Genomic DNA, 23,396 nt, shown 5'->3' with positions numbered 1-23,396 from the left:
CGCCTCGGTGCTTGAAGATAGGTGGGGGCGCGCAGCCGCGCGCGTCGATTCGATCATACCGTGCGGGACGTGGCGTCAGGATCGTTTGTCGTCGCGTGGATCGGCCGCCCCGAAATCCGGCGCGCGCCGCTCGCGCAACGAGCTCAGGCCCTCGCGCACGTCCGGTCCCGCGAAGCCCATGAATTCGAGCGCGAGCGAGGTATCGAAGGCCGGCCCCGCCGTGCGCAGCCAGTTGTTCAGCGCGTACTTGGTCCAGCGGATGGCGGTTTGCGACCCGTCGGCGAGCTTGCGTGCGACTTCGAACGCCTTCGGCAGCAGATCGCTTTCGTCGACGGCGAGCGACACCAGCCCGATGCGCTCCGCTTCCTCGCCGCTCACCGGCTCGCACAGCAGCAGGTAGTACTTCGCCTTCGCCATGCCACACAGGAGCGGCCAGACGATCGCCGCGTGATCGCCCGCGGCGACGCCCAGCCGCGTATGTCCGTCGATGATGCGCGCCGTCTTCGCCGCAATCGAAATATCCGCGAGCAGCCCCGCGACGAGCCCCGCGCCGACCGCCGGCCCATGCATCGCCGAGACGATCGGCTTGCCGCAGTTGATCACGTTGTAGACGAGGTCGCGCGCTTCGCGCCACACGCGCGTGCGCACCTCGAAATCGTTCGCCATGTCCTCGACGAGTTGCAGATCGCCGCCCGCCGAAAAGCCTTTGCCTTCGCCGCGAATGATTGCGACGCGCGTGTCGGGATCACGATCGATGTCGCGCCAGATCTCGGCGAGCTCGTAATGCATGCGTGCATTGGCGGTCGCGAGCCCGCTCCTGTTCGCGCCCTCGCCGCTCATCACGACTTCGAGCACGCCGTGCGGATGACGCTGCAAACGCAGCGACTGGTAGTGCGCGTAGAACGCGTCGTTCGGTTGCGATGGCTGAGACATGATGAGCAATCCGTATGAGAGTGACCCAGTCGCGCACGATGTGTCGCGACCGTTCAATGCGGCTGATAAAGCCACTTGCCGTTGTTGATTTCGACCATCACGCGCGCACGCTGATCGAGGCCGAGATGATCGGCCGCGCTCATGTTGACGACGCCGTTGGTATCCGCGAGACCGCGTGTTCCTTCGAGCGCATCGCGCAGCGCGCGGCGAAACGGCGGCGTGCCTGGCGCGCCGGCCTTCAGTGCAAGCGGAATCGCGTGTTCGAGCAGCACGCCCGCATCCCACGTGTACGAACCGAACGCCGACACGCTGCCCGCGCCATGCTGCCCCTCGAAGCGCGCGATGTAGTCGAGCGCGAGGCGCTTCGCCGGATGATCGGCCGGCAATTGTGCGGCGACCAGCACCGGGCTCGCGGGCAGGAACGTGCCGTTGCAATCGGCGCCGCACACGCGCAGGAAATCGTTATTGCCGACGCCGTGGTTGTGATAAATCACGCCCTTGTAGCCGCGCTGGCGCAGCGTCTTCGGTGGCAGCGCGGCGGGCGTGCCGGCCGCGCCGACCACCACCGCGTCGGGATGGGTCGCGAGAATCTTCAGCACCTGGCCCGTCACGCTCGGATCGGTGCGATTGAAGCGCTCGCTCGCGACCACATCGATGTGATGCAGCTGCGCGAACTTCGCGACCTCGGCGTAGAACGTCTCGCCGAGCGCGTCGGCCTGGCCGATGAAGGCGATCGTCTTCACGCCGTGTCCGCTCGCATGCTCGGCGATCGCCGAGGCCATCATCGCGTCGGTCTGCGGCGTCTTGAAGACCCAGTGACGTTTCGCGTCGACCGGCTCGATGATTTTCGCGGACGACGCAAGCGAGATCATCGGCGTTTCGCCCTCGGCGACCACGTCGATCATCGCGAGCGAATTCGGCGTGATCGACGAGCCGATGATCGCGTCGACGTGATTCTCGCTGATGAGCTTCTTGGTGTCCTGCACGGCCTGGGTCGTGTCCGACGCATCGTCGAGCACGATGTATTCGACGTTCTGGCCACCGATCTGTTTGGGCAGCAGCGCGACCGTGTCGCGCGCGGGAATGCCGAGCGACGCGGCCGGCCCGGTCAGCGACAGCACGAGACCGATCTTCACCTGAGCGAACGAGGTCAGCGGCAAACCGCAGGCGAGCGCGGCGCACAGCGTTGCGGCGCGCTTGAGCAAGCGGCGGCTCGTGCGGGCGCCAACGGGCCACGCGCGGGCGCGCCGGTTTTCAGCTGCGGGGAAGTCCAATCGCGGCATGCTTGCTGTCTCCTCACGTCGGGTTTTCGTTGTGATGTATTGCCGATGTGCTACCGATGCGTCGCTGCACGCTATGCTGTCGCGCCGTCCCAGCCGGCGCGCCAGTCAGTGTAGCCGCGCCCGCAGGCGGCGGCATCGGGCGAAACCCTTTCGCGGCCGGCGCTTCATTCGAGCGGCGCGATGCTCTGCTCGATCGCGCCGAAAATCGACTTGCCCGCTTCGTCGAGCATTTCGATTTTCACGGTGTCGCCGTACTTCATGAACTCGGTTTGCGGCGCGCCGTGCTCGATCGTTTCGAGGCAGCGTTTCTCGGCGATACAGCAGTAGCCGCGCTTCGCGTCCTTGTTCGACACCGTGCCCGAACCGACGATCGACCCGGCACGCAGATTGCGCGTTTTCGCCGCGTGCGCGATCAGCTGACCGAAGTGAAACACCATGTCGGTGCCCGCGTCGGGCTGGCCGACCTTCCTGCCGTTCCAGTGAACGATCATCGGCCGATGCACGCGGCCTTCGCGCCAGTGTTCGCCGAGTTCGTCGGGCGTCACCGCGACCGGCGCGAACGAGGTGGCCGGCTTGCTCTGGAAAAAGCCGAAGCCCTTCGCGAGTTCGGCGGGGATCAGGTTGCGCAGCGACACGTCGTTGGCGAGCGTCACCAGCCGCACGCCGCGCAGTGCCTGGTCGGGTGTCGCGCCCATCGGCACATCGCCGGTGATGACCGCCACCTCGGCCTCGAAGTCGATGCCGTATTCCTCCGATGCGCACACCACGTCGTCGCGCGAACCGATGAAGTCGTCGCTGCCGCCCTGGTACATCAGCGGATCGGTCCAGAACTCCGGCGGCATGTCCGCGCCGCGTGCGCGCCGCACGAGCTCGACATGGTTCACGTACGACGAGCCGTCGGCCCACTGGAACGCACGCGGCAGCGGCGCCATGCACGCCTTCGCGTCGAACGAAAAGCTGTTGCGCGCGCGGCCCTGATTGAGCGCGTCGTACAGGTCGTGCAGTTGCGGCGCGTAGAAGGCCCAGTCGTCGAGCACGCGCTGCAACGTGGGCGCGATCGCGTCGGCGATGGCCGCGGTGTGCAGGTCGCGGGACACGACGATCAGTTGACCGTCGCGCGTGCCGTCCTTCAGCGAAGCAAGTTTCATAGAGCTGTGAACCGTGTATTAGTGACGATGGAGGGAATCTATTCTACGATGGTGAATCCGCGCGGCCCAGTATCTGCGTGTTCGTCGTCGTTGTCATTGAAACTGACGCCATTACCAAACCGACCGCGCTGCCCGCGCTTTTTGCACATGTCCGCCAACGCTCGCTCCGGCACGATCCGCACCCGCACCGACCCCGCGTCGGCCGACGCTTTGCTCGACTCCGCCGATGTCACCGACGCAACCGGCGTCGACGATGAAACCGGCGAAGCGGGTGAAGAGAAGCTGCGCTCGGGCATCCAGTCGATCGAGGTCGGCTTCAGACTGCTAGACGTGCTGACCTACGAGCCGCGCGCGATGATGCTGCGCGATCTCGCGCAGCGCGCGGGCATGAGTCCGGCGAAGGCGCATCGCTATCTGGTCAGCTTTCTGCGCCTCGGCGTGGTCGCGCAGGACCCGCTGTCGGGCCGCTACGAACTGGGCGGCTTTGCGCTGCAGTTGGGGCTCGCGCGGCTTGCGCGTGTCGATGGCGTGAAGCTCGCGCGCATCGCGCTCGCCGAACTACGTGACCGGCTCGATCTGACGGTCGGCATCGCGGTGTGGGGCAATCAGGGACCGACGATGGTGCACTGGATGGAATCGAGCTATCCGGCCAAGGCATCGTTGAAACTCGGCGACGTGATGCCCCTGCTCAGCTCCGCCACCGGCCTGCTGTTCGCGGCTTACCTGCCGTCCGGCAAGACCGCCGCGATGCTCGAGCGCGAGCTGACCGACTCGCGGCGCTCGGCTTATCACGGCGCACCGCGCACCCGGGAAGACGTCGACAGGCTGCTCGCCGAAGTGCGCGAGCACGAGGCCGCGCGCGTCGAAGGCATGCTGCTGCCGACGATCCACGCGTTCTGCATGCCGGTGTTCGATTCCACTGGTGAGCTCGCGCTCGGTCTCGTCGCGCTCGGCCATGAAGGCGCGTTCGACATTCGCTGGGGCGGCGAGATCGACACAGCGTTGCGCGAATGCGCGCACAAGCTGTCGTACGAACTCGGCTATAGCGCGACGCCGCGTAGCGATAACGATTGATACACGGCCGGTCCCGCAACCCTCAACCATTCGAGCGCCGATGGATTTTGCTTCCGCCTCCCGCCGTCAGGATCGCCTGCCACCATTGGGCAGCGGGCCCCGACGCGGCGCGCGCGCATGGCGCTGGATCGCGGTGCTCGTGGCCGTGGCGGTCGTGCACTGGATCGCGGCGCAATGGTTCGAGCGCACGCGCGTGAATCTGAATCCGGCGGATCACGAGCATGTGCCGGTACAGGTCGCGCTGCTGACGCCCGAGCGGGTCGAGCGTCAACCGGCGCCACAGCCCGCGCCGACGCCGCATCCGAGCGCGCCCGCCCACAAGCCTGCGCCACGTCCGCCGCGCGAGCAGCATGTGTTGACTGCGTTGCAGCCGGCCAAGCCGGATGAGCCCGCGGCCACGCCGGCATCGGAGGTGGCGGCGAGCGCGCCGCCGGCCGCTGCGAGCGCGAATGCATCGGCCGATGCGAATGCGCGCGGTACCGCCGCGAGCGCGCCCGCGGCGGCCAGCGCGCCGGCAGCGTCGACAGGTGTGAAGTTTTCGGTGCCCCCGTCGGCCGAACTCGACTACGACACGTTCTACAACGGCGTGCGCAATGCGCCTGGCACGATCCATTGGGCGAGCAATGCGCAGGGCTACGAAATGATCGTGTCGGTGCCGCTGCCGTTCGTCGGTCCGTTCGTGTTTTCGAGCCACGGCGGCATCGATGCGTTCGGCCTCGCGCCGGCGCAGTACGGCGAAAAACGCGGCCGTCGCGCGGAAGACATCGCGATCTTCAATCGCAATGACAGAAAGATCGCCTTCACGCGCACACCGGCCACGTTGCCGTTGCCCGACGGCGCGCAGGACCGCTTCAGCGTCGTCATGCAACTCGCGAGCCTCGTGCGCGGCGATCCGGATGCCTATAAGCCTGGCGTGACGCGACAGTTCTTCGTCGTCGATACCGATAGCGGCGAAAACTGGCCGATCGAGACGATCGGCGACGAAACGATCCGCGCGGCGCAGGGCTACCTGCAGACGCGTCATTTCAAACGTCTGCCGCGCCGCGACGGCGATCAGCGCCGCATCGACGTGTGGCTCGCGCCGTCGCTCGGCTGGCTGCCCGCGCGGATTCTGCAGACGGAGCCGAACGGCACGCAGTTCGAACTGGTGTGGCGCGGCAAGCTCAATGTCGATGGGGTGCCGTCGGATGACGGTGACAATGGCGGCGCGGCCGCCGCACCTGCCGCACCTGCCGCACCTGCCGCACCTGCCGCACCTGCCACGCCTGCCACGCCTGCGGCGCCGACCACTACTGGCCCTGCAATGCCTGCGCCCGCTGCCGCCTCGGCAGTCACGCCCGACACCGCCCCCGCCGCACCGGTCGATTCGACTGCTCCAACAATCATCAAACCGTGACACGGCTCGTGACAGACTGTCACGAGCGGATCCTCACGATATCGGCGAAACTTCCTTCGCAACGCTGACTCGCACGTCACTGGCGCCCCCGTTCCCGCGAACGAGGCGATCCACCGCGTTTTTTCACTGCGTTTCCTTCGAAGGAGTCCGCATGCAAGTGAACATCAACGGTATCGAAACACGCTACGTGCTGAGCAACGAAGGCGGCGGCCCGTGGCTCACGTTCATCCATCAGCTGGGCGGCGATCTTTCCATCTGGGATCAGATGGCCGGCTATTTCCGCGACGATTACACGGTGCTGCGCTACGACGTGCGCGGCCACGGCCACAGTGCGGTCGCACCCAAGCCCTTCGCGATGCGCGATCTGGCCGACGACCTCGCCAAACTGCTCGATGCGCTCGGCGCGCCGACGACGCACCTGGTTGGCCTGTCGCTCGGCGGCATGGTCGCGCAGCAATTCGCGCTCGACCACCCATCGCGCATCGACACGCTGACGATCGCCGACAGCACCGGCGGCACCCCGCCCGAAAACCGTGCGTTATGGGATCAGCGCGCGCACACGGCGCGCAGCGACGGCATGGCGGCGCTGTTGCCGTCGACGCTCGCGCGCTGGCTTACGCCTGACTTTCAGGCCCGCCATCCCGAAGCGGTCGAGCCGATTCGCGAGGCCTTTGCGCGCACGCCGCCGGAAGGCTTTGCGATGGCCTGCGAGGCACTACGTGATTTCGATCTGCGCGGCCGGCACGGCGCGATCCGGTGTCCTACACTAACAGTTGCTGGACGTCACGATACAGGCACGCCACCTGCTGCTACACAGGCAATAGCGGAGGCGATCGAGGGTGCCCGCTTCGAGTTGCTGGACGCCGCTCATCTTGCGCCGATCGAGCAATCTCACCGTTTCGCCGCGTTGCTTGAATTGTTTCTGGAGCGGCGAGTCTAACCATCAGGTCCGGAGCTTTTTACCTGCGTCGTCCGGACCCACCCCTTGAATTCCATCTCACATGCTCCACTTATGGTGCAGAAAGGGCCAGGAGCCCAACGGAAATAAGGAGTGTCGCCATGCAAATGATCTATAACAGCCCTAACTATTGTGTCGTCGAGTTTCCGCCGCAGGAAGGTCTATTGGCCATGAAGTCGGGCGGCTACGAGATTGTGGACAAAAACATGCAGCGCGAAATCTACATTGACGGTGCAATGGCGGCGCGGTTTCGCGAGCATGTGCAGAAGCTGATCGAAGGCGAACCGACGCTGGACGAGGTCGACGAATTCCTCGGCCAGTTCGACAGTCTGATGCATCAACCGGTGGTGCTTCATTGACCGGAGGGGTTTGAACTAGCACTTTGGCGACATCGATCGACCGTACCGCGCGGCTTTGCCGGCGGGTTCCACCAGGCGGTCGGCGGCATCGAAACGGTCCGGCAGGCTTTGGCTTGCCGGACCGTTTTTTTTGGTCCTCGTTGCTTCCTCGTAGCTCCGTTTGTTAGCGCGCCGCCGATTGCTCCGCGCGGCGCGGTTTGATCGGTCGATTTTGCCGGCAGCGCTTTGCGCCGCCCTGCCCGCCCGGCGCATCCGCCCGGCAGCGGCTACAATGATTGGTTTTCTGCCAACGCCGGCGCAAGCCCTCGTCCGCCATGACCCAGCCTGCTCAATCCGCCACGCCAGTCCGTTCCGAGCCCGCCTACACGCGCGGCGCAGCGCTGCCCGCGCTGCTGAACTCGCGCATCCTGATCCTGGACGGCGCAATGGGCACGATGATCCAACGCTACAAGCTCGACGAAGCCCGCTATCGCGGCGAACGCTTCAAGGACTACGGGCGCGACATCAAGGGCAACAACGAACTGCTGTCCATCACGCAGCCGCAGATCATCTCCGAGATTCACGAGCAGTATCTGGCGGCGGGCGCGGACATCATCGAGACCAACACGTTCGGCGCGACCACGGTCGCGCAGGCCGACTACGGCATGGAGTCGCTCGCCATCGAGATGAACGTCGAATCGGCGAAGCTCGCGCGCGCCGCGTGTCAGAAATATTCGACGCCGGACAAGCCACGCTTCGTCGCCGGCGCGATCGGACCGACGCCGAAGACCGCGAGCATTTCGCCTGACGTCAACGATCCGGGCGCGCGCAACGTGACCTTCGACGAACTGCGCACGGCCTACTACGAGCAGGCAAAGGCGCTGCTCGACGGCGGCGCGGACCTGTTCCTCGTCGAAACGATCTTCGACACGCTGAACGCGAAGGCCGCGCTGTTCGCGCTCGACGAACTGTTCGAGGACACCGGCGAGCGCCTGCCGATCATGATCTCGGGCACCGTCACCGATGCGTCGGGCCGCATTCTGTCGGGCCAGACCGTCGAGGCGTTCTGGAATTCGCTGCGTCACGCCAAGCCGCTCACCTTCGGCCTGAACTGCGCACTCGGCGCGGCGCTGATGCGCCCGTACGTCGCCGAACTCTCGAAGCTCTGTGACACTTATGTGTCGTGCTATCCGAACGCCGGCCTGCCGAATCCGATGAGCGACACCGGCTTCGACGAACTGCCCGCGGACACCTCGGGCCTGCTGAAGGAATTCGCCGAAGCGGGTCTCGTGAACATCGCGGGCGGCTGCTGCGGCACGACGCCCGAGCATATCGCGGCGATCGCGAAGGCGCTGGCCGAACTGAAGCCGCGCAAGTGGCCGACACAGTATCGCGACGCGGCCTGAACCACGCTGACGCCCTTCACCCCGACGACCTGCACGTCCTGCACGTCCTGCACGTCCTTTAACGCACGCACCCGACTCGCACTCACGCCATGACCGATCACACCATGCGCCTTGCCGGCCTCGAGCCGTTCAACGTCACGACCGGGACGCTTTTCATCAACGTTGGCGAACGCACCAACGTGACCGGCTCGAAAGCGTTCGCACGAATGATCCTGAACAATCAGTTCGACGAAGCGCTGGCCGTCGCGCGCCAGCAGGTCGAAAACGGCGCGCAGGTGATCGACGTGAACATGGACGAGGCAATGCTCGATTCCAAAGCGGCGATGGTGCGCTTCATGAATCTGATCGCGTCGGAGCCGGATATCGCGCGCGTGCCGATCATGATCGACTCGTCGAAGTGGGACGTGATCGAGGCAGGCCTGAAGTGCGTGCAGGGTAAAGCGATCGTCAACTCGATCTCGCTGAAGGAAGGCAAGGAGCAGTTCGTTCATCACGCGAAGCTGATTCGCCGCTACGGCGCGGCCAGCGTCGTGATGGCGTTCGACGAACAGGGTCAGGCCGACACGTTCGCGCGCAAGAAGGAAATCTGCCGGCGCTCGTACGAGATTCTCGTCAACGAAGTCGGCTTTCCGCCCGAAGACATCATCTTCGATCCGAACATCTTCGCGGTCGCGACCGGCATCGAGGAGCACAACAACTACGCGGTCGACTTTATCGAGGCGACCCGCTGGATCAAGCAAAACCTGCCGTACGCGAAGGTGAGCGGCGGTGTGTCGAACGTGTCGTTCTCGTTTCGCGGCAACGACCCGGTGCGCGAGGCGATCCACACCGTGTTCCTCTATCACGCGATCCAGGCGGGGATGGACATGGGCATCGTCAACGCGGGTCAGCTCGGCGTGTATGCCGAACTCGATCCGGAACTGCGCGAACGCGTCGAAGACGTCGTGCTGAATCGCCGCGACGACGGCACCGACCGCCTGCTCGAAATCGCCGACAAGTTCAAGAGCGGCGCCGCCAAGAAGGAAGAGAACCTCGAGTGGCGCAACCAGCCGGTGGAAAAGCGTCTCGCGCATGCGCTCGTGAGCGGCATCAACACCTTCATCGTCGAAGACACCGAGGAAGTGCGCGCGAAGATCGCCGCCGCCGGCGGCCGTCCGATCAGCGTGATCGAAGGGCCGCTGATGGACGGCATGAATATCGTCGGCGACCTGTTCGGCCAGGGCAAGATGTTCCTGCCGCAGGTCGTGAAGTCGGCGCGCGTGATGAAGCAGGCGGTCGCGCATCTGATCCCGTTCATCGAAGAAGAAAAGAAGCAGCTCGCGGCGGCCGGCGGCGACGTGCGCGCGAAGGGCAAGATCGTCATCGCGACCGTGAAGGGCGACGTGCACGACATCGGCAAGAACATCGTGTCGGTGGTGCTCCAGTGCAACAACTTCGAAGTCGTCAACATGGGCGTGATGGTCCCGTGCAGCGAGATCCTCGCGAAGGCGAAGGTCGAGGGCGCGGACATCATCGGGCTGTCGGGCCTCATCACGCCGAGCCTCGAAGAGATGGCCTACGTCGCGTCGGAGATGCAGCGCGACGACTACTTCCGCGTGAAGAAGATTCCGCTGCTGATCGGCGGCGCGACGACCTCGCGCGTGCACACCGCGGTGAAGATCGACCCGCACTACGAAGGGCCCGTGGTCTACGTGCCGGACGCATCGCGCTCGGTGTCGGTCGCCTCGAGCCTGCTGTCCGACGAGGGCGCCACGAAGTACATCGACGAACTGAACGCCGATTACGACCGCATCCGCACTCAGCACGCGAACAAGAAAGCGCAGCCGATGGTCACGCTCGCCGAAGCGCGCGCCAATAAAACGAAGATCGACTGGGCGGGCTATCAGCCGGTCAAGCCGAAGTTCATCGGCCGGCGCGTGTTCAAGAATTTCGATCTGAACGAGCTCGCGAACTATATCGACTGGGGTCCGTTCTTCCAGACCTGGGATCTCGCTGGCCCGTATCCGGCGATTCTCAACGATGAGATCGTCGGCGAATCGGCGCGGCGCGTGTTCTCCGACGGCAAGTCGATGCTCGCGCGCCTGATTCAGGGCCGCTGGCTGCAGGCCAACGGCGTGATCGCGCTGTTGCCGGCCAACACGGTGAACGACGACGACATCGAAGTCTACACGGACGAATCGCGCACCGAAGTCGCGCTGACGTGGCGCAATCTGCGTCAACAGAGCGTGCGGCCGGTGGTCGACGGGGTGATGCGGCCGAACCGCTCGCTGGCCGACTTCATCGCACCGAAGGACTCGGGCGTCGCCGACTACATCGGCATGTTCGCGGTGACGGCGGGTCTGGGCGTCGACGTGAAGGAGAAGCAGTTCGAGAAGGACCACGACGACTACAGCGCGATCATGCTGAAGGCGCTCGCGGACCGGCTCGCCGAAGCATTCGCCGAAGCGATGCACGCGCGCGTGCGGCGCGACCTGTGGGGCTACGCGAACGCCGAGAGCCTCTCCAACGACGAACTGATCGCCGAAAAATACCGCGGCATCCGTCCGGCACCCGGCTACCCGGCCTGCCCCGACCATCTCGTCAAGAGCGGCATGTTCGACGTGTTGCAGGCGAACGAAATCGGCATGAGCGTGACCGAATCGCTGGCCATGCTGCCGGCGGCGAGCGTGTCGGGCTTCTACCTCGCGCATCCGGACAGCACCTATTTCTCGGTCGGCAAGATCGGCGCGGATCAGCTCGACGACTACGCACAGCGGATGTCGCTCAGCAAGGCGGACGCCGAGCGCGCGCTGGCGCCGTTGCTGTGAGCGTGAGGCGCCACTATATCGAGTCCGAAAGACTGAATATTTGCGGCCACGGCAATTTCGGCTTTGTAGACTGAGTCGGCTTTCATCCCGTCAGGCGCGACCACAACGTGCCGGCTCATCGAGATTGCAACCGTCAACGGAGAAAATCGTATGAAGAAGCTGACGCTGTTACTGACCGCTGTTTCTCTGGCCGCGGGCGCTTCCGTGGCGCTCGCGCAACCCGCCGCGCCGGGCGGCTCGAGCGCGGTCAGCTCCTATTCACCGCCCACCGAGGCGCACGTGAAAAAGGCGAAGAAGCAGAAAAAGAAGAAAGGCGAAGCAGCGTCGGCGGAGCCCGCGAGTCAATGAGCGGCACCGCGCACCAGCCTTCCGAATGACAAAGAGCCCGCGGCGAGCGGGCTCTTTTCCTTACTGCGCCAACACGCTGACAACCCGTTCCAACGGGGACGCAGCGCCCGGGACCCAGCAGAAATCAGATCCCCCAGACAATATCCGCGTTTTCCTTCTGTGCCGCGCGCAGCATGTCGAGGAACGGATACGCGCGTTGCGCGAGGCCAGGCGGAATCTCGTGACGGTCGTGGCCGTCCTCGCCCTCGTGGAAATGGCCCTCATGCTCGGCGCGCTCCTGCTTGTCGGAGACGATCGCCGCTTCGAGCTTCTCGATGGCCGGGCCCAGTTCGTCGTGAGTGATGACGCCCCGCTGTCCAAGGCGTTTGCCGACGATGCCGACCAGATACTGCGCCAGATTCTCCAGCATCATCACGTCCGGGCAGGCGTGGCACTTGAAAGTAATCAGCATGACTGTTCCCTTTTTCGTTATGGCGGGTTGACGCGCGAGCGTCCCGCGGGCGGCAACAGCGCGCGCCTGACGTGGCGCCGACACGGCGCGGCGGCCACAGCCCCTCGCGGGCATCTCATTGAACATATTAGCACCTGCTAAAATCCGTCTGAACGGAAAAGCGCGCCGCCCAGCGCCACGTACGGCGAGGCTCGACGAGCACCGCGCACGGGTGCCGACCGGGGCGTCGAAGCATCGGTCGCAACCCGCATGCCGCGTCAGCCTCGATGACGGCGAGACGCCGTGCGGCGCCCGCCGCGTAGCGCTTGCGTTGCGTCTCGTCGCAGCGCCTCGGGGACACTCTTCCGGCGGCGCCGCCATCAGCGCCGCCACGTACGTGGCCGCGTGCCACGCTTGCGACACCGGCCGCGGCCGGCGCCTCTTCCGCCTTACCGGATTGCCTCACTGGACTCGCAACAAGCATGCTGCCCGCACATAAACACACACTCGAATCCCTGCTCGCCGACACGGTGAAGCAGGTCGCGACTGCCACGCAAGGCGCGACCGAAGCCGCTTTCGTCTCGCCCGCCATCGCGCTGGAGCGCCCGAAAGTCGCCGCGCACGGCGACGTCGCGTGCAACGTCGCGATGCAGCTCGCCAAGCCGCTGCGCGCCAATCCGCGCCAGCTCGCGCAACAGATCGTCGATGCGCTGCTCGTCAATCCGCAGGCCAAGGGCCTGATCGACACCGCCGAAGTGGCGGGCCCCGGCTTCATCAACCTGCGCCTCACGGCCGCGGCCAAGCAGGGCGTGATCGCCGCCGTGTTCGCCGAGCAGGACGCGTACGGCCGCTCGCAGCGCGACGCCGGCAAGCACGTGCTGATCGAGTTCGTGTCGGCCAACCCGACCGGTCCGCTGCACGTCGGTCACGGCCGCCAGGCCGCGCTCGGCGACGCGCTCGCGAACGTGCTCGCCTCGCAGGGCTACGACGTGCACCGCGAGTTCTACTACAACGACGCCGGCGTGCAGATCCACACGCTCGCGCAGTCCACCCAGGCACGCGCGCGCGGCCTCGCCCCCGGCGACGAAAGCTGGCCCGCGTCGGCCTACAACGGCGAGTACATCGCCGACATCGCGAAAGACTACCTGAGCGGCGTCACGGTCGAGGCCAGCGACGGCGAGCCCGTCACCGGCGCGGGCGACGTCGAGAACCTCGAGGCGATCCGCCGCTTCGCCGTGACGTATCTGCGCCGCGAGCAGGACATGGATCTGCAGGCGTTCGGCGTGAAGTTCGACCAGTACTACCTGGAATCGTCGCTGTACACGGAAGGCCGCGTCGAGAAAACGGTCGACGCGCTGATCGCCGCAGGCAAGACCTACGAGCAGGAAGGCGCGCTGTGGCTGCGCACCACCGACGACGGCGACGACAAAGACCGCGTGATGCGCAAGACCGACGGCACCTACACGTACTTCGTGCCGGACGTCGCCTATCACGTCGCGAAGTGGGAACGCGGCTTCACGAAGGTCATCAACGTGCAGGGCTCGGACCATCACGGCACGATCGCGCGCGTGCGCGCCGGCCTGCAGGGTCTGGGCATCGGCATTCCGAAGGGCTACCCCGACTACATCCTGCACAAGATGGTCACGGTCATGCGCAACGGCGAAGAGGTGAAGATCTCGAAGCGCGCGGGCAGCTATGTGACGGTGCGCGATCTGATCGAATGGTCGGGCGGCGCGACGCCGGGCTCGGAAGCGGCCGTCGACCTGATCGACGAGGAAACCATTCGCCGCGGCCGCGACGCGGTGCGCTTCTTCCTGATCTCGCGCAAGGCGGACACCGAATTCGTGTTCGACATCGACCTCGCGCTGAAGCAGAACGACGAGAATCCAGTGCACTACGTGCAGTACGCGCACGCGCGCATCTGCTCGGTGATCGCCGAGTGCAACGCGCGCTACGGCCTCGACGAAAGCACGCTCCCGAGCGTCGATCTCGCGCCGCTCACGAGCGAACGCTCGATGGCGCTGCTCAACAAGCTCGCCGAGTTCCCGGACATGCTGCAGCACGCCGCCGATGAGCTCGCGCCGCACGCGGTCGCGTTCTATCTGCGCGAACTCGCCGGGGAATTTCACTCGTTCTACAATGACCGTGCCGAGCGCGTGCTGGTCGACGATGCGGCCGAACGCAACGCTCGCGTCGCGCTGCTCGCGGCCACGCGCCAGGTGCTGGCCAACGGACTCGCGACGATCGGCGTCTCCGCTCCCGTCAAGATGTAACTCCTCCAGCGTAATATGCACGCGGCCGTCGTTATAATCGGCGGCCGTTCCTGGATTCTTTTTGCAGGTGATTCGAACGATGGCAAAACCACGCCGCACAACAAAGCAATCGAAGCAAACCGGGGGCACTTTTCTCGGTATCGTGCTGGGCCTGATCGTCGGCCTGGCAATCGCGGTAGTGGTGGCGCTGTATATCACCCGAGCACCTACGCCGTTCGTGTCGAAGGTCGCGCCACCGGCGGCGACGGACAACGGCGCGAGCCAGGCGCAATACGATCCGAACCGTCCGCTGCAAGGCAAGACGCCGGGCCAGCCGGTGCCGCAGGCCGCGCAACCCGCGCCGCCGAACACCGCGCCGGGACAGACCAACGCGCAGACACAGACGGGCATGCTCGAAGAGCCGCAGATCGTCGAAGTGCCGCCGTCGGCTGGCAATGCGAACAACAACGGCACGGCGGTCGCGCCGAATCCCGCGCAGGAAAATGGCGGCGTCGCTCCGGCGCCGGCGAAGAAGCCGCAAATGTCGAACGCGCCGGCCGCCACCGCGGCAGGCTCCGCGCCGAAGAGCACGAGCTCGGCCACCGTGGCCAACGTCAAACCGGGCTCGGCCGCCGCGCCGACAGCGGGCGACGCGAACACCGGCTACTTCCTGCAGGTCGGCGCGTACAAGACCGCCGCCGACGCCGAACAGCAGCGCGCGCGTCTCGCGTTCCAGGGTTTTGAATCGAAGGTCACGCAGCGCGATGCCGGCGGCGTCACGTACTACCGAGTGCGCATCGGGCCGTTCTCGAAGTTCGAGGACATGAATTCGAGCCGCCAGCGTCTGTCGGACGCGGGTGTCGATACCGCGGTGATCCGCTTCACCAAACAATAAATAAACGGTAATGCCGGCTCGCGCGGCGCGTCGAACTATCGGCGCGGCGTGCGGGTCACAAGCACGATGGCCGCTTCGACCTGTATTGTGTCGGGCGGCCACGCCGAATCCGACCAGCGGTGGCGGGCCTTTCGCGAGGCGTCACCGCGCTACCGCCCTTATCTGGGTCTACACAACATGAAAAAACTGCTGAGCATCCTGTTTCTCTCGCTGGGCCTGATCGCGGCCAGCGCGCATGCGTCGCCCACCGCGCCGGTCTCAGGCAAGGACTACACCGTGCTGGCCACGCCGCAACCGACCGACGTGCCGGCCGGCAAGATCGAAGTCACCGAGTTCTTCTGGTACGGCTGCCCGCACTGCAATGAATTCAACCCGTTCCTCGAGGCGTGGGTCAAGAAGCAGGGCCCGGACGTCGTGTTCCGCCGCGTGCCGGTCGCGTTCCGCGACGACTTCATCCCGCACTCGAAGATGTACCACGCGCTCGACGCGCTCGGCGTCGCGAACGAACTGACGCCGAAGGTCTTCAACGAAATCCACGTCAACAAGAACTATCTGCTGACGCCGGAAGACCAGGCCAAATTCCTCGCGAAGCTCGGCGTCGATCCGAAGAAGTACATGGAAGCGTACAACTCGTTCTCGACGCAAAGCGCGCTGCAGAAGGACAAGAAACTGCTCGACGACTACAAGATCGACGGCGTGCCGACGCTCGCCGTGCAAGGCAAGTATGAAACCGGCCCGGCCGCGACCGGCACCCTGCCGGGCACGATCCAGGTGCTCGACTACCTCGTCTCGCAAGTCCGCGCCAAGAAGATGTAATCACGGGGCGCCGGTATGACCTCACCGCTGAAGGTTTTCATTACCGGCGCTTCGAGCGGCATCGGCCTCGCGCTCGCCGGCGAATACGCACGGCGCGGCGCGATTCTCGGCCTCGTCGCCCGTCGCGGCGACGCGCTCGCCGCGTTCCAGCAGTCCCATCCCCAGAACACCGTCTCGATCTACGCGCTCGACGTGCGCGACGCGGATGCGCTCGCCGATGCGGCCGCGCGCTTCATCGCCGAGCACGGCCTGCCCGACGTCGTGATCGCCAACGCCGGCATCAGCCGCGGCGTGCTGACCGGTCATGGCGATCTGCCTACGTTTCGCGAGGTGATGGACATCAATTACTTCGGCATGGTCGCGACGTTCGAGCCGTTCGCGGCCGCCATGGCCGATCAGAAGCGCGGCACGCTGGTCGGCATCGCGAGTGTCGCCGGCGTGCGCGGCTTGCCGGGCTCGGGCGCCTACAGCGCGTCGAAATCGGCGGCGTTCAAGTATCTCGAAGCGTTGCGCGTCGAAATGCGGCCGTTCGGCGTCGGCGTCGTCACGATCGCGCCCGGCTATATCCGCACGCCGATGACCGAGCACAATCCGTACAACATGCCGTTCCTGATGGACGCCGACCGCTTCGCGGCGAAGGTCGCGGGTGCCGTCGAGCGGCAAACGGCGTTCTCGGTGTTTCCGTGGCAGATGCGCGTGGCCGCGATGCTGCTGCATGTGCTGCCGCGCTGGCTCTACGATCGCGTGTTCGAACGCGCGCCGCGCAAGCCGCGCGCCGCCACCGAGTAGCCCATGTCACCCCGTGCGGTCGATGCAGCCGGCGTCGCGCACGATTTCGCGGGCGCTGGTGCGCGCATCGTGTCGCTGGTGCCGAGCCTGACCGAAACGCTGTTCGCGCTCGGCCTCGAGCCGCAGATCGTCGGGCGCACCGGCTTTTGCGTGCATCCGCGCGACAAGGTTCTCGCGGTGCCGAAGGTTGGTGGCACCAAGGCCGTCAAGCTCGAGGCGATCCGCGCGCTGCACCCCACTCACCTGATCGTCAATGTCGACGAGAACGAACGCGACACCGTGGAGCAACTGCGCGCGTTCGTGCCGCACATCGTCGTCACCCATCCGCAAACGCCGCGCGACAACCTCGCGCTGTACGCGCTGCTCGGCGCAATCTTCGGACGCGAAGACGAAGCGCGGCACTTGAGCAGCATGCTCGATGCGCGTCTGCGCGAAGCCGCCGCTCACGCATTCCCCGCGCAAAACGTGCTGTACCTGATCTGGCGCGAACCGTGGATGAGCGTCGCGCGCGACACCTACATCGCCGCGATGCTGCGCCTCGTGAACTGGCACACGCTGCCGGACGTGCACGGCGGCAGCGCGGGCGCCGCCCGCTACCCCACGCTCGATTTCGCCGACGCGCCCTGGCTTGCGCAAGTCGACCGCGTGCTGCTGTCGAGCGAGCCGTACCGCTTCACGGCCGCGCACCGCGATGCGCTCGCGCGCGATCCGCGTCTCGCCGGCAAGCGCATCGAGCTGATCGATGGGGAAATGACGTCGTGGTACGGCGTGCGGGCAATCGACGGCATCGGCTATCTGCTGCGCCAGGCCGCGGCGGCCTGAAGCTGCCACGTGGCCGCGCCTCCATATTGATATGTCGATTAAATTGTTGTCGCCATAATGGCCCTTCGATAAGCTTTCGCGAAGGCGCGCCGCCGGCTTGACCTCACAGACAAACGCCAGAGACCCCGCGCCGCCATAATCACAACCAGACGCACTGCCTGACTGCGCTCGTTACCGGAGATCCTATGCGCTTCAAACTGCTCGCAGCCGCCATCCTGCTCACGGCGCCCGCGCTCGTGCTCGCCAAACCGTTGACCGTCTGTACCGAATCGAGCCCCGACGGTTTCGACGTCGTGCAGTTCAATTCGCTCGTCACGACCAATGCATCGGCCGACGTGATCTTCAACTCGCTGGTGTCGTTCGACGAAACCGCGAAGAAGGTCGTCCCCGCGCTCGCCGACAAGTGGGAAGTGAGCCCCGACGGCCTGACCTACACGTTCCACCTGCGCCCGAACGTGCAGTTCCAGACCACCGACTACTTCAAGCCCACCCGCGCGCTGAACGCCGACGACGTGATCTTCACGTTCGACCGCATGCTCAACGACAGCAATCCGTGGCACAAGGTGGCGGGTGCGAGCGGCTTCCCGCACGCGCAGTCGATGGGCCTGCCGAAGCTGATCAAGTCGATTACCAAGGTCGACGACAACACGGTCAAGTTCGAGCTGAACGAGCCGAACGCGACGTTCGTGTCGATCCTGACGATGGGCTTCGCGTCGATCTATTCGGCCGAGTACGCTGACCAGTTGCTGAAGGCCGGCCAGCAGGTCGACCTGAACGCGAAGCCGATCGGCACCGGCCCGTTCGTGCTGAAGAGTTATACGAAAGACGCGGTGATCCGCTACGACGTGAACCCGAGCTACTGGGGGCCGAAGCCGAAGATCGACCGACTGATCTACGCGATCACGCCCGATGCGACGGTGCGCGCGCAGAAGGTGAAGGCCGGCGAATGCCAGATCGCGCTGTCGCCGAAGCCGCAGGATCTCGCCGACGCGAAGAACGACAAGTCGCTCGCGATCGTGCAGACACCCGCGTTCATGACGGCCTTCGTCGCGCTGAACACGCAACAGAAGCCGCTCGAGAACCAGAAGGTGCGCGCCGCGCTGAACATGGCGTTCGACCGCACGTCGTATCTCAAGGCCGTGTTCGACAACACCGCGACACCGGCCGTGAACCCCTATCCGCCTAACACATGGAGCTACAACCACTCGATCAAGGGCTGGCCGTACGACCCGGCGAAGGCGAAGAAGCTGCTCGCCGACGCGGGCTATCCGAACGGCTTCGAAACGACGATCTGGGTGCGTCCGAATGGCAGCGTGCTGAATCCGAATCCGAAGGCCGGCGCCGAAATGCTGCAGGCCGACTTCGCGAAGATCGGCGTGAAGGCGGATGTGAAGGTGATCGAATGGGGCGAGCTGATCAAGCAGGCGAAGCAAGGCCAGCATGACACCCTGTTCATGGGCTGGGCCGGCGACAACGGCGATCCGGATAACTATCTGTCGCCGCTCTTTAGTTGCAACGCGGTGAAGTCGGGCATCAACTTCGCGCGCTTCTGCAATCAGGACCTCGACAAGCTGATCGCCGACGGCAAGGCGACGGCCGATATCGCCAAGCGCACGAAAGCGTATGAAGCCGCACAGCAGATCATTCACGACGAAGCGCTGTGGATTCCGCTCGGCTATCCGACTGCTGCCGCGATCACGCGGACGAACGTGAGCGGGTATCACGTGAGTCCGTTTGGTCGGCAGAATTTTGGGGCGGTGGTGGTGCAGTGATCGTGCGCTGCGGCTGAAAACGGGAAAAGAGAAGCCGACCTTGACACACAGGTCGGCTTTTTTATTTCCAGCGTTTCAGATTAATAGAGCTCTTGCGAATCCAGGGCAATCTATCGTTACTTCACCGCGCTGTCTGCATCGGCGATCTTTGGATCGAGAGATACGCCTTCGAGACAATCACGATTACGTTCGGCGAAACCGAAGGACAAGGTTCCCCACGGTAGAAAGGCCGAGAATGCCGTGGTTTCGTCCGGTGAACGCCCGCGCGGAGTATCTGTAATCTTGAGGTTGCTGTAATGCGCACGGACCATTGCCAGCGTGACGCATTCGCCGCTCAATTCCTAAGCGCGAGAAAAGCAGGATGCCCGCCATCGTGGCGGATGCGTAGATCGACCTTACCGACCAATACGCCGTCTGCCAGCCTGGCAGGACCGCCGACATAAAACTGGAATGCCGTGTTTTGAATTGGATCTTTGTTGCTATCTCTCTCGACAAGGTGAGTCGCAAGCACGCTTTCGACCTTCGCCTTAGTGAACGGAATTTGCTGCACCAACGTGTCGATGGTCCGCCACATAGTCATGTCCGGTTGAGTCATCTGTGAATCCTTTCCCTGTTGTCCAGCCGCGAGGCTGCATCCGGCAAGCCAAACTGGCAGGCCAAGCACTCTCCACCAAGAGGCCAGCGAGAATCTCCGCGCCTCAGTTATGCGCATATTGCTCCGACTGAAAAACATCGGTACCCCGAAATTTTCATTGCTAAAGACGAGGTTAAGATCGTAGCAGCTCATGCATGACGATATATCGTCTCAATATCTTTCTTCACTTGTCTTTGCGAATTCTATGAACTCACGACACGCACTGAGGCGGTAGTTCAGAACCTGGCACACCGCTATAACACTGCGTAACCTCTTTCCGACGTGATCTCGGGCCTTTGGCCGCGAGACCGATTCCTAATGCAATTTTTCTCAGGCAAGGAGCTGATAATTGCTTGCAAAGTAGCCGCCCACACTTTGACAGAAGGAATGGTTATGGCAATGCAAGCTCCAACGAGGACAGGTTTTGAACGGTGGCAGGATGGTGTTAGCAAGGCTGTAAGCGATGCCAAATGGAATTCTTGGGACTGCGAGATCCGGATGACAGTCAATGAGTACAACCGCCATCTTCGCGGCACCTCCAGGTACGTGCCCCTGGACTGGCAGCTTATCAAGGCGATGTTGTGGGTCGAAACAGGTCCCCATGATCCTCAGTGGAACGCCAAGCCGATGCGAATTGGGGTTGCAGGCGATCCCGGATTAGCATCGCTACTTTCGGGCAAAGAAGGCGGCGATCTGATTCTGCCACCAGGCTGGAAAGGACAGCTGACAATATCCGCAGTCAGAACGATACCGGCGTATAACATCCGTGCTGGTATTGGTTATTTGCTCATGCGCATGGCACATTTTAAGTACCGAAGCGTACTTGGTGCTGACCCCAAGGTTTACGAAATCGCCGTCAGGCCAGGAGACAGCCTCGACAAGATGGCGAAGGCTCAGGGCACCACGATCGACACGTTAAAAAATCTGAATCCCACCGCCGCCGTTCTACGCCCCGGACAAGTGCTGAAGTACCGGAAAGCTTCAGTTCAAAACGCTATTGCAAGCTGGCGCCCCTTCTCCGCGACATTGATAGCGCAGCGTTACAACGGAGGCGGTGACCTCAACTACGCCAGGAAGCTTGATTACGCATTGTCAATGGTGCGTCAAGGAATGGTGGCCCTATGCGAGCAATAAAGCGGATCTGTTTCGGCCTGGCCGCCTGCCTGCCAACGATGGCCCTTGCGGCCTCAACTGCTCCGGTGGCAAGCGAACGGGCTTTGCGCGAGGAATGCAGCGCGTTCTCGCAAGCGGGAATGCGGGACTGTCTGGCAGAAAAAGCAGAGGCCAGTCAGAAGGCCCTCAGACGGGCCGAGGAGAAGATGGCTGGCACCCTCTCCAAATGGGATGAAGACGACAAATACGTGAACCAGGCCAAGGCAAGACTCGTCGCATCAAACAAGAAATTTGCCAAGTACCGCGAGACTCAATGCGAATTCGCAGCTTCGCTAAGTGGCGGTGGAGCCGGCAGTGCACGCGAAGTGCGCAGTTTGGCTTGCGTAGCGGAACTCAACAACCGGCGTGCCCAGCAACTGCGCGACGCTGCTTCTGACTTGCCGTTAAAGTAGTCCGTATGAACACACCCAGCGCCGCTGAGTGCGCTCACATAGCGGATCGAATCGAAAGGATCACACCGCCGCAAACCGAATCACCCCATCCGCATCTTGCGTCCGCTTCAAGTCCCCTGCCCGCCACAGCAAATGCAAATGCGCGAGCGCCTCACCCATCGCAAACGTCATCTGATGGATATCGAGCTGGCGCTTGAACATCAGCGGCACGATATCGGCGGCACTGTGCGGCTTCAGCGCGCACGCTTCGCGCACTTCGGCGAGCCGCGCGTCGTGATGCTCGCGCAGCTGACGAACGCGCGTGCGCACGCCACGAAACGGCTTGCCATGCGACGGCAGCACCAACGTATCTTCAGGCATCGTCTCGTAACGGCCGAGCGATTCCAGATACAGCTCGAGCGGCGAGCCCTCAGGCTCGATATCGAACACCGACACGTTGGTTGAAATGCGCGGCAACACCATGTCGCCGGAAATCAGCGTGCCGGTTTCCGTGCAATACAGCGCACAGTGTTCCGGCGAATGGCCGAAGCCCGTCACCACGCGCCACGTCCTGCCGCCGATCCTCACGTCCTCGGCTTCGCGCAAACGGCGGTATTGCCCCGGGATCGCCGGCACGAGGCTCGAGTAGTAGCTCTTGCGATTGCGCAGCTTGTCGAGCGAGTCGGCGTCGTTCAGACCGTGCCGCGCGAAGTGCCGTGCCGCGGCCTCGCCGCCGGCGTTCGAGCCGTCGCCGGTCGCCATCACGCGCGCCTGCATGTATTCGCCGAGCGTCATCCACAGGCGCACGTCCCAGCGCTTTTTATCGCCGCCACCGCACACCCAGTGCGCAAGGCCGATGTGATCGGGATGGCAATGCGTGACGATCACGCGCAGCACCGGCAGGCCGTCGAGCGCCGAGTCGAACACGCTCTCCCAATTCGCCTTGATCACGTCCGACGTGATGCCGCAATCGACCACGGTCCAGCCTTGCTGTCCGTCGATTTCATCGCGCAGCAGCCACAGGTTGATATGGTCGAGCGCGAACGGCAGCGGCATGCGCAGCCACAGCACGCCGGGCGCGACTTCCATCGTGCGGCCCGACTCGGGCATCGTGTCGTTGAAGGGGTATTGGAGTTGATGTTCGAGTGCGTTCATGGGGACTGTCTTCCTCCGACTCTCCGGCATGGCGAGGTGTGCGATGCCGGTCGGCCTGGTTGTGGTTGCTTTCCGCTCAGGTTGACGATAACGTAAACGTCGATTCTATCGTCCAATCCGGTTTTGTGCCGGCCACGCGGCCACGAGATGTCCCGATGAATACGCAATACACGATCACCGAGCTCGCGCGCGAATTCGACGTCACGCCACGCGCGATCCGCTTTTACGAAGACCAGGGTTTACTCTCGCCGAGCCGCGAAGGTTCGAGCGGTTTGCGACGCGTCTATTCGGGCCGCGACCGCACGCGTCTGAAGCTCACGCTGCGCGGCAAACGGCTTGGCTTCACGCTCTCGGAGATCCGCGACCTGCTCGATGTCTACGAATCGCCGACCGACACCGTGTCGCAGTTGCATGCGTTTCTCGCAACAGTCGCGCGTCATCGTGAAGTGCTCGAACGTCAGCGCGAGGATCTCAACGCAACGCTCGAAGATCTTGCACAGTATGAAGCGCAGGCGCGCGCGCTGCTCGACGGCGCGAGGCAAGACGCAAAGCCTGCCTGAAGTGGCCTGACTCTGACCGGCGGTCGCGGAGCGCGC

22 protein-coding genes and 1 pseudogene are annotated in these 23,396 nt (G+C 64.2%); 16 read left to right on the top strand and 7 right to left on the bottom strand.

The genetic code is table 11. The features are described from left to right. Positions 1–75 precede the first annotated feature (75 nt). The 3 genes from CI15_RS07455 to CI15_RS07445 form a co-directional block, all read right to left on the bottom strand. Entirely contained in the window at positions 76–933 is an 858-nt protein-coding gene (locus CI15_RS07455; protein WP_062125699.1) for an enoyl-CoA hydratase/isomerase family protein, read from the bottom strand. A gap of 53 nt (positions 934–986) precedes the next feature. Then, positions 987–2,216: an ABC transporter substrate-binding protein gene (locus tag CI15_RS07450; protein WP_062125698.1), complete on the bottom strand. Its 1,230-nt coding sequence runs from the start codon at positions 2,214–2,216 to the stop codon at positions 987–989. A gap of 164 nt (positions 2,217–2,380) precedes the next feature. Further along, positions 2,381–3,364 (bottom strand): fumarylacetoacetate hydrolase family protein, encoded by a 984-nt coding sequence (locus CI15_RS07445; RefSeq protein WP_062125697.1) that lies wholly within the window; start codon positions 3,362–3,364, stop codon positions 2,381–2,383. 147 nt (positions 3,365–3,511) lie between these two features. Between CI15_RS07445 and CI15_RS07440 the strand changes: the two genes are divergently transcribed. From CI15_RS07440 to CI15_RS07410, 7 genes and pseudogenes are all read left to right on the top strand, one after another. Next, positions 3,512–4,438 (top strand): IclR family transcriptional regulator, encoded by a 927-nt coding sequence (locus CI15_RS07440; RefSeq protein WP_062125696.1) that lies wholly within the window; start codon positions 3,512–3,514, stop codon positions 4,436–4,438. A gap of 40 nt (positions 4,439–4,478) precedes the next feature. Next, the gene (locus CI15_RS07435) at positions 4,479–5,834 is read left to right on the top strand and encodes a DUF3108 domain-containing protein (protein WP_062125695.1); all 1,356 of its coding nucleotides are present in this window, start codon (positions 4,479–4,481) and stop codon (positions 5,832–5,834) included. 151 nt (positions 5,835–5,985) lie between these two features. Beyond that, the gene (locus tag CI15_RS07430; protein WP_062125694.1) at positions 5,986–6,774 is read left to right on the top strand and encodes an alpha/beta fold hydrolase; all 789 of its coding nucleotides are present in this window, start codon (positions 5,986–5,988) and stop codon (positions 6,772–6,774) included. 119 nt (positions 6,775–6,893) lie between these two features. Beyond that, entirely contained in the window at positions 6,894–7,151 is a 258-nt protein-coding gene (locus tag CI15_RS07425) for a BTH_I0359 family protein (RefSeq protein WP_062125693.1), read from the top strand. Positions 7,152–7,465: 314 nt separating this feature from the next. After that, on the top strand, positions 7,466–8,536 hold the full coding sequence (locus tag CI15_RS07420) for a homocysteine S-methyltransferase family protein (protein WP_062125692.1): 1,071 nt from the start codon (positions 7,466–7,468) through the stop codon (positions 8,534–8,536). A 77-nt stretch (positions 8,537–8,613) separates the two neighbouring features. After that, positions 8,614–11,343: pseudogene (metH, locus tag CI15_RS07415) on the top strand (methionine synthase); the annotation flags it as partial. 150 nt (positions 11,344–11,493) lie between these two features. Then, the gene (locus tag CI15_RS07410) at positions 11,494–11,691 is read left to right on the top strand and encodes a hypothetical protein (RefSeq protein WP_062125690.1); all 198 of its coding nucleotides are present in this window, start codon (positions 11,494–11,496) and stop codon (positions 11,689–11,691) included. A 124-nt stretch (positions 11,692–11,815) separates the two neighbouring features. On the opposite strand, the gene CI15_RS07405 is transcribed toward CI15_RS07410, so the two are convergent. After that, a complete protein-coding gene (locus tag CI15_RS07405; protein WP_062125688.1) occupies positions 11,816–12,142 on the bottom strand; it encodes a DUF1840 domain-containing protein in 327 nt (108 codons plus the stop codon). A 461-nt stretch (positions 12,143–12,603) separates the two neighbouring features. On the opposite strand from CI15_RS07405, the gene argS reads away from it, so the two are divergent. The 6 genes from argS to CI15_RS07375 all read left to right on the top strand — a co-directional run bounded on the left by argS (position 12,604) and on the right by CI15_RS07375 (position 19,467). Then, complete coding sequence (gene argS / locus CI15_RS07400) at positions 12,604–14,394, top strand: arginine--tRNA ligase (RefSeq protein WP_062125686.1); 1,791 nt, start codon at positions 12,604–12,606, stop codon at positions 14,392–14,394. Between the two features lie 61 nt (positions 14,395–14,455). Further along, positions 14,456–15,268 (top strand): SPOR domain-containing protein, encoded by an 813-nt coding sequence (locus CI15_RS07395; RefSeq protein WP_075643669.1) that lies wholly within the window; start codon positions 14,456–14,458, stop codon positions 15,266–15,268. A gap of 177 nt (positions 15,269–15,445) precedes the next feature. Further along, a complete protein-coding gene (locus CI15_RS07390) occupies positions 15,446–16,084 on the top strand; it encodes a thiol:disulfide interchange protein DsbA/DsbL (RefSeq protein WP_062126173.1) in 639 nt (212 codons plus the stop codon). Positions 16,085–16,099: 15 nt separating this feature from the next. Continuing rightward, on the top strand, positions 16,100–16,873 hold the full coding sequence (locus CI15_RS07385) for an SDR family oxidoreductase (RefSeq protein ID WP_062125682.1): 774 nt from the start codon (positions 16,100–16,102) through the stop codon (positions 16,871–16,873). A 3-nt stretch (positions 16,874–16,876) separates the two neighbouring features. Continuing rightward, a complete protein-coding gene (locus CI15_RS07380; RefSeq protein ID WP_062125680.1) occupies positions 16,877–17,695 on the top strand; it encodes a helical backbone metal receptor in 819 nt (272 codons plus the stop codon). A gap of 185 nt (positions 17,696–17,880) precedes the next feature. Next, entirely contained in the window at positions 17,881–19,467 is a 1,587-nt protein-coding gene (locus CI15_RS07375; protein ID WP_062125678.1) for an ABC transporter substrate-binding protein, read from the top strand. 116 nt (positions 19,468–19,583) lie between these two features. Here the strand turns inward: CI15_RS07375 and CI15_RS38180 are convergent, their stop codons facing one another. Together CI15_RS38180 and CI15_RS38175 are read right to left on the bottom strand one after the other, a co-directional pair. Continuing rightward, positions 19,584–19,805 (bottom strand): hypothetical protein, encoded by a 222-nt coding sequence (locus tag CI15_RS38180; protein WP_338152538.1) that lies wholly within the window; start codon positions 19,803–19,805, stop codon positions 19,584–19,586. Further along, the gene (locus tag CI15_RS38175; protein ID WP_338152537.1) at positions 19,802–20,062 is read right to left on the bottom strand and encodes a hypothetical protein; all 261 of its coding nucleotides are present in this window, start codon (positions 20,060–20,062) and stop codon (positions 19,802–19,804) included. The genes CI15_RS38180 and CI15_RS38175 overlap by 4 nt, the downstream gene beginning before the upstream one ends. A 357-nt stretch (positions 20,063–20,419) precedes the next feature. Between CI15_RS38175 and CI15_RS07365 the strand changes: the two genes are divergently transcribed. Then, entirely contained in the window at positions 20,420–21,235 is an 816-nt protein-coding gene (locus CI15_RS07365) for a LysM peptidoglycan-binding domain-containing protein (protein ID WP_420915849.1), read from the top strand. Then, positions 21,223–21,666, top strand: a complete 444-nt coding sequence (locus CI15_RS07360) for a lysozyme inhibitor LprI family protein (protein ID WP_062125676.1) — start codon at positions 21,223–21,225, stop codon at positions 21,664–21,666. The genes CI15_RS07365 and CI15_RS07360 overlap by 13 nt, the downstream gene beginning before the upstream one ends. Before the next feature lie 60 nt (positions 21,667–21,726). On the opposite strand, the gene CI15_RS07355 is transcribed toward CI15_RS07360, so the two are convergent. Continuing rightward, positions 21,727–22,800, bottom strand: coding sequence for an MBL fold metallo-hydrolase (locus tag CI15_RS07355; protein WP_062125674.1), 1,074 nt, complete (start codon positions 22,798–22,800; stop codon positions 21,727–21,729). Positions 22,801–22,955: 155 nt separating this feature from the next. Here CI15_RS07355 and CI15_RS07350 point away from each other — a divergent pair, with 155 nt between their 5' ends. Then, positions 22,956–23,360, top strand: coding sequence for a MerR family transcriptional regulator (locus CI15_RS07350; protein WP_062125672.1), 405 nt, complete (start codon positions 22,956–22,958; stop codon positions 23,358–23,360). Positions 23,361–23,396 lie beyond the last annotated feature (36 nt).

The sequence above is a fragment of the Paraburkholderia monticola genome (assembly GCF_001580545.1).
In the GTDB taxonomy this organism is placed as follows: Bacteria; Pseudomonadota; Gammaproteobacteria; order Burkholderiales; family Burkholderiaceae; genus Paraburkholderia; species Paraburkholderia monticola.
The sequence above is the reverse complement of the archived record's forward strand: the minus strand, read 5'-3'. Positions and strand labels throughout refer to the sequence as shown.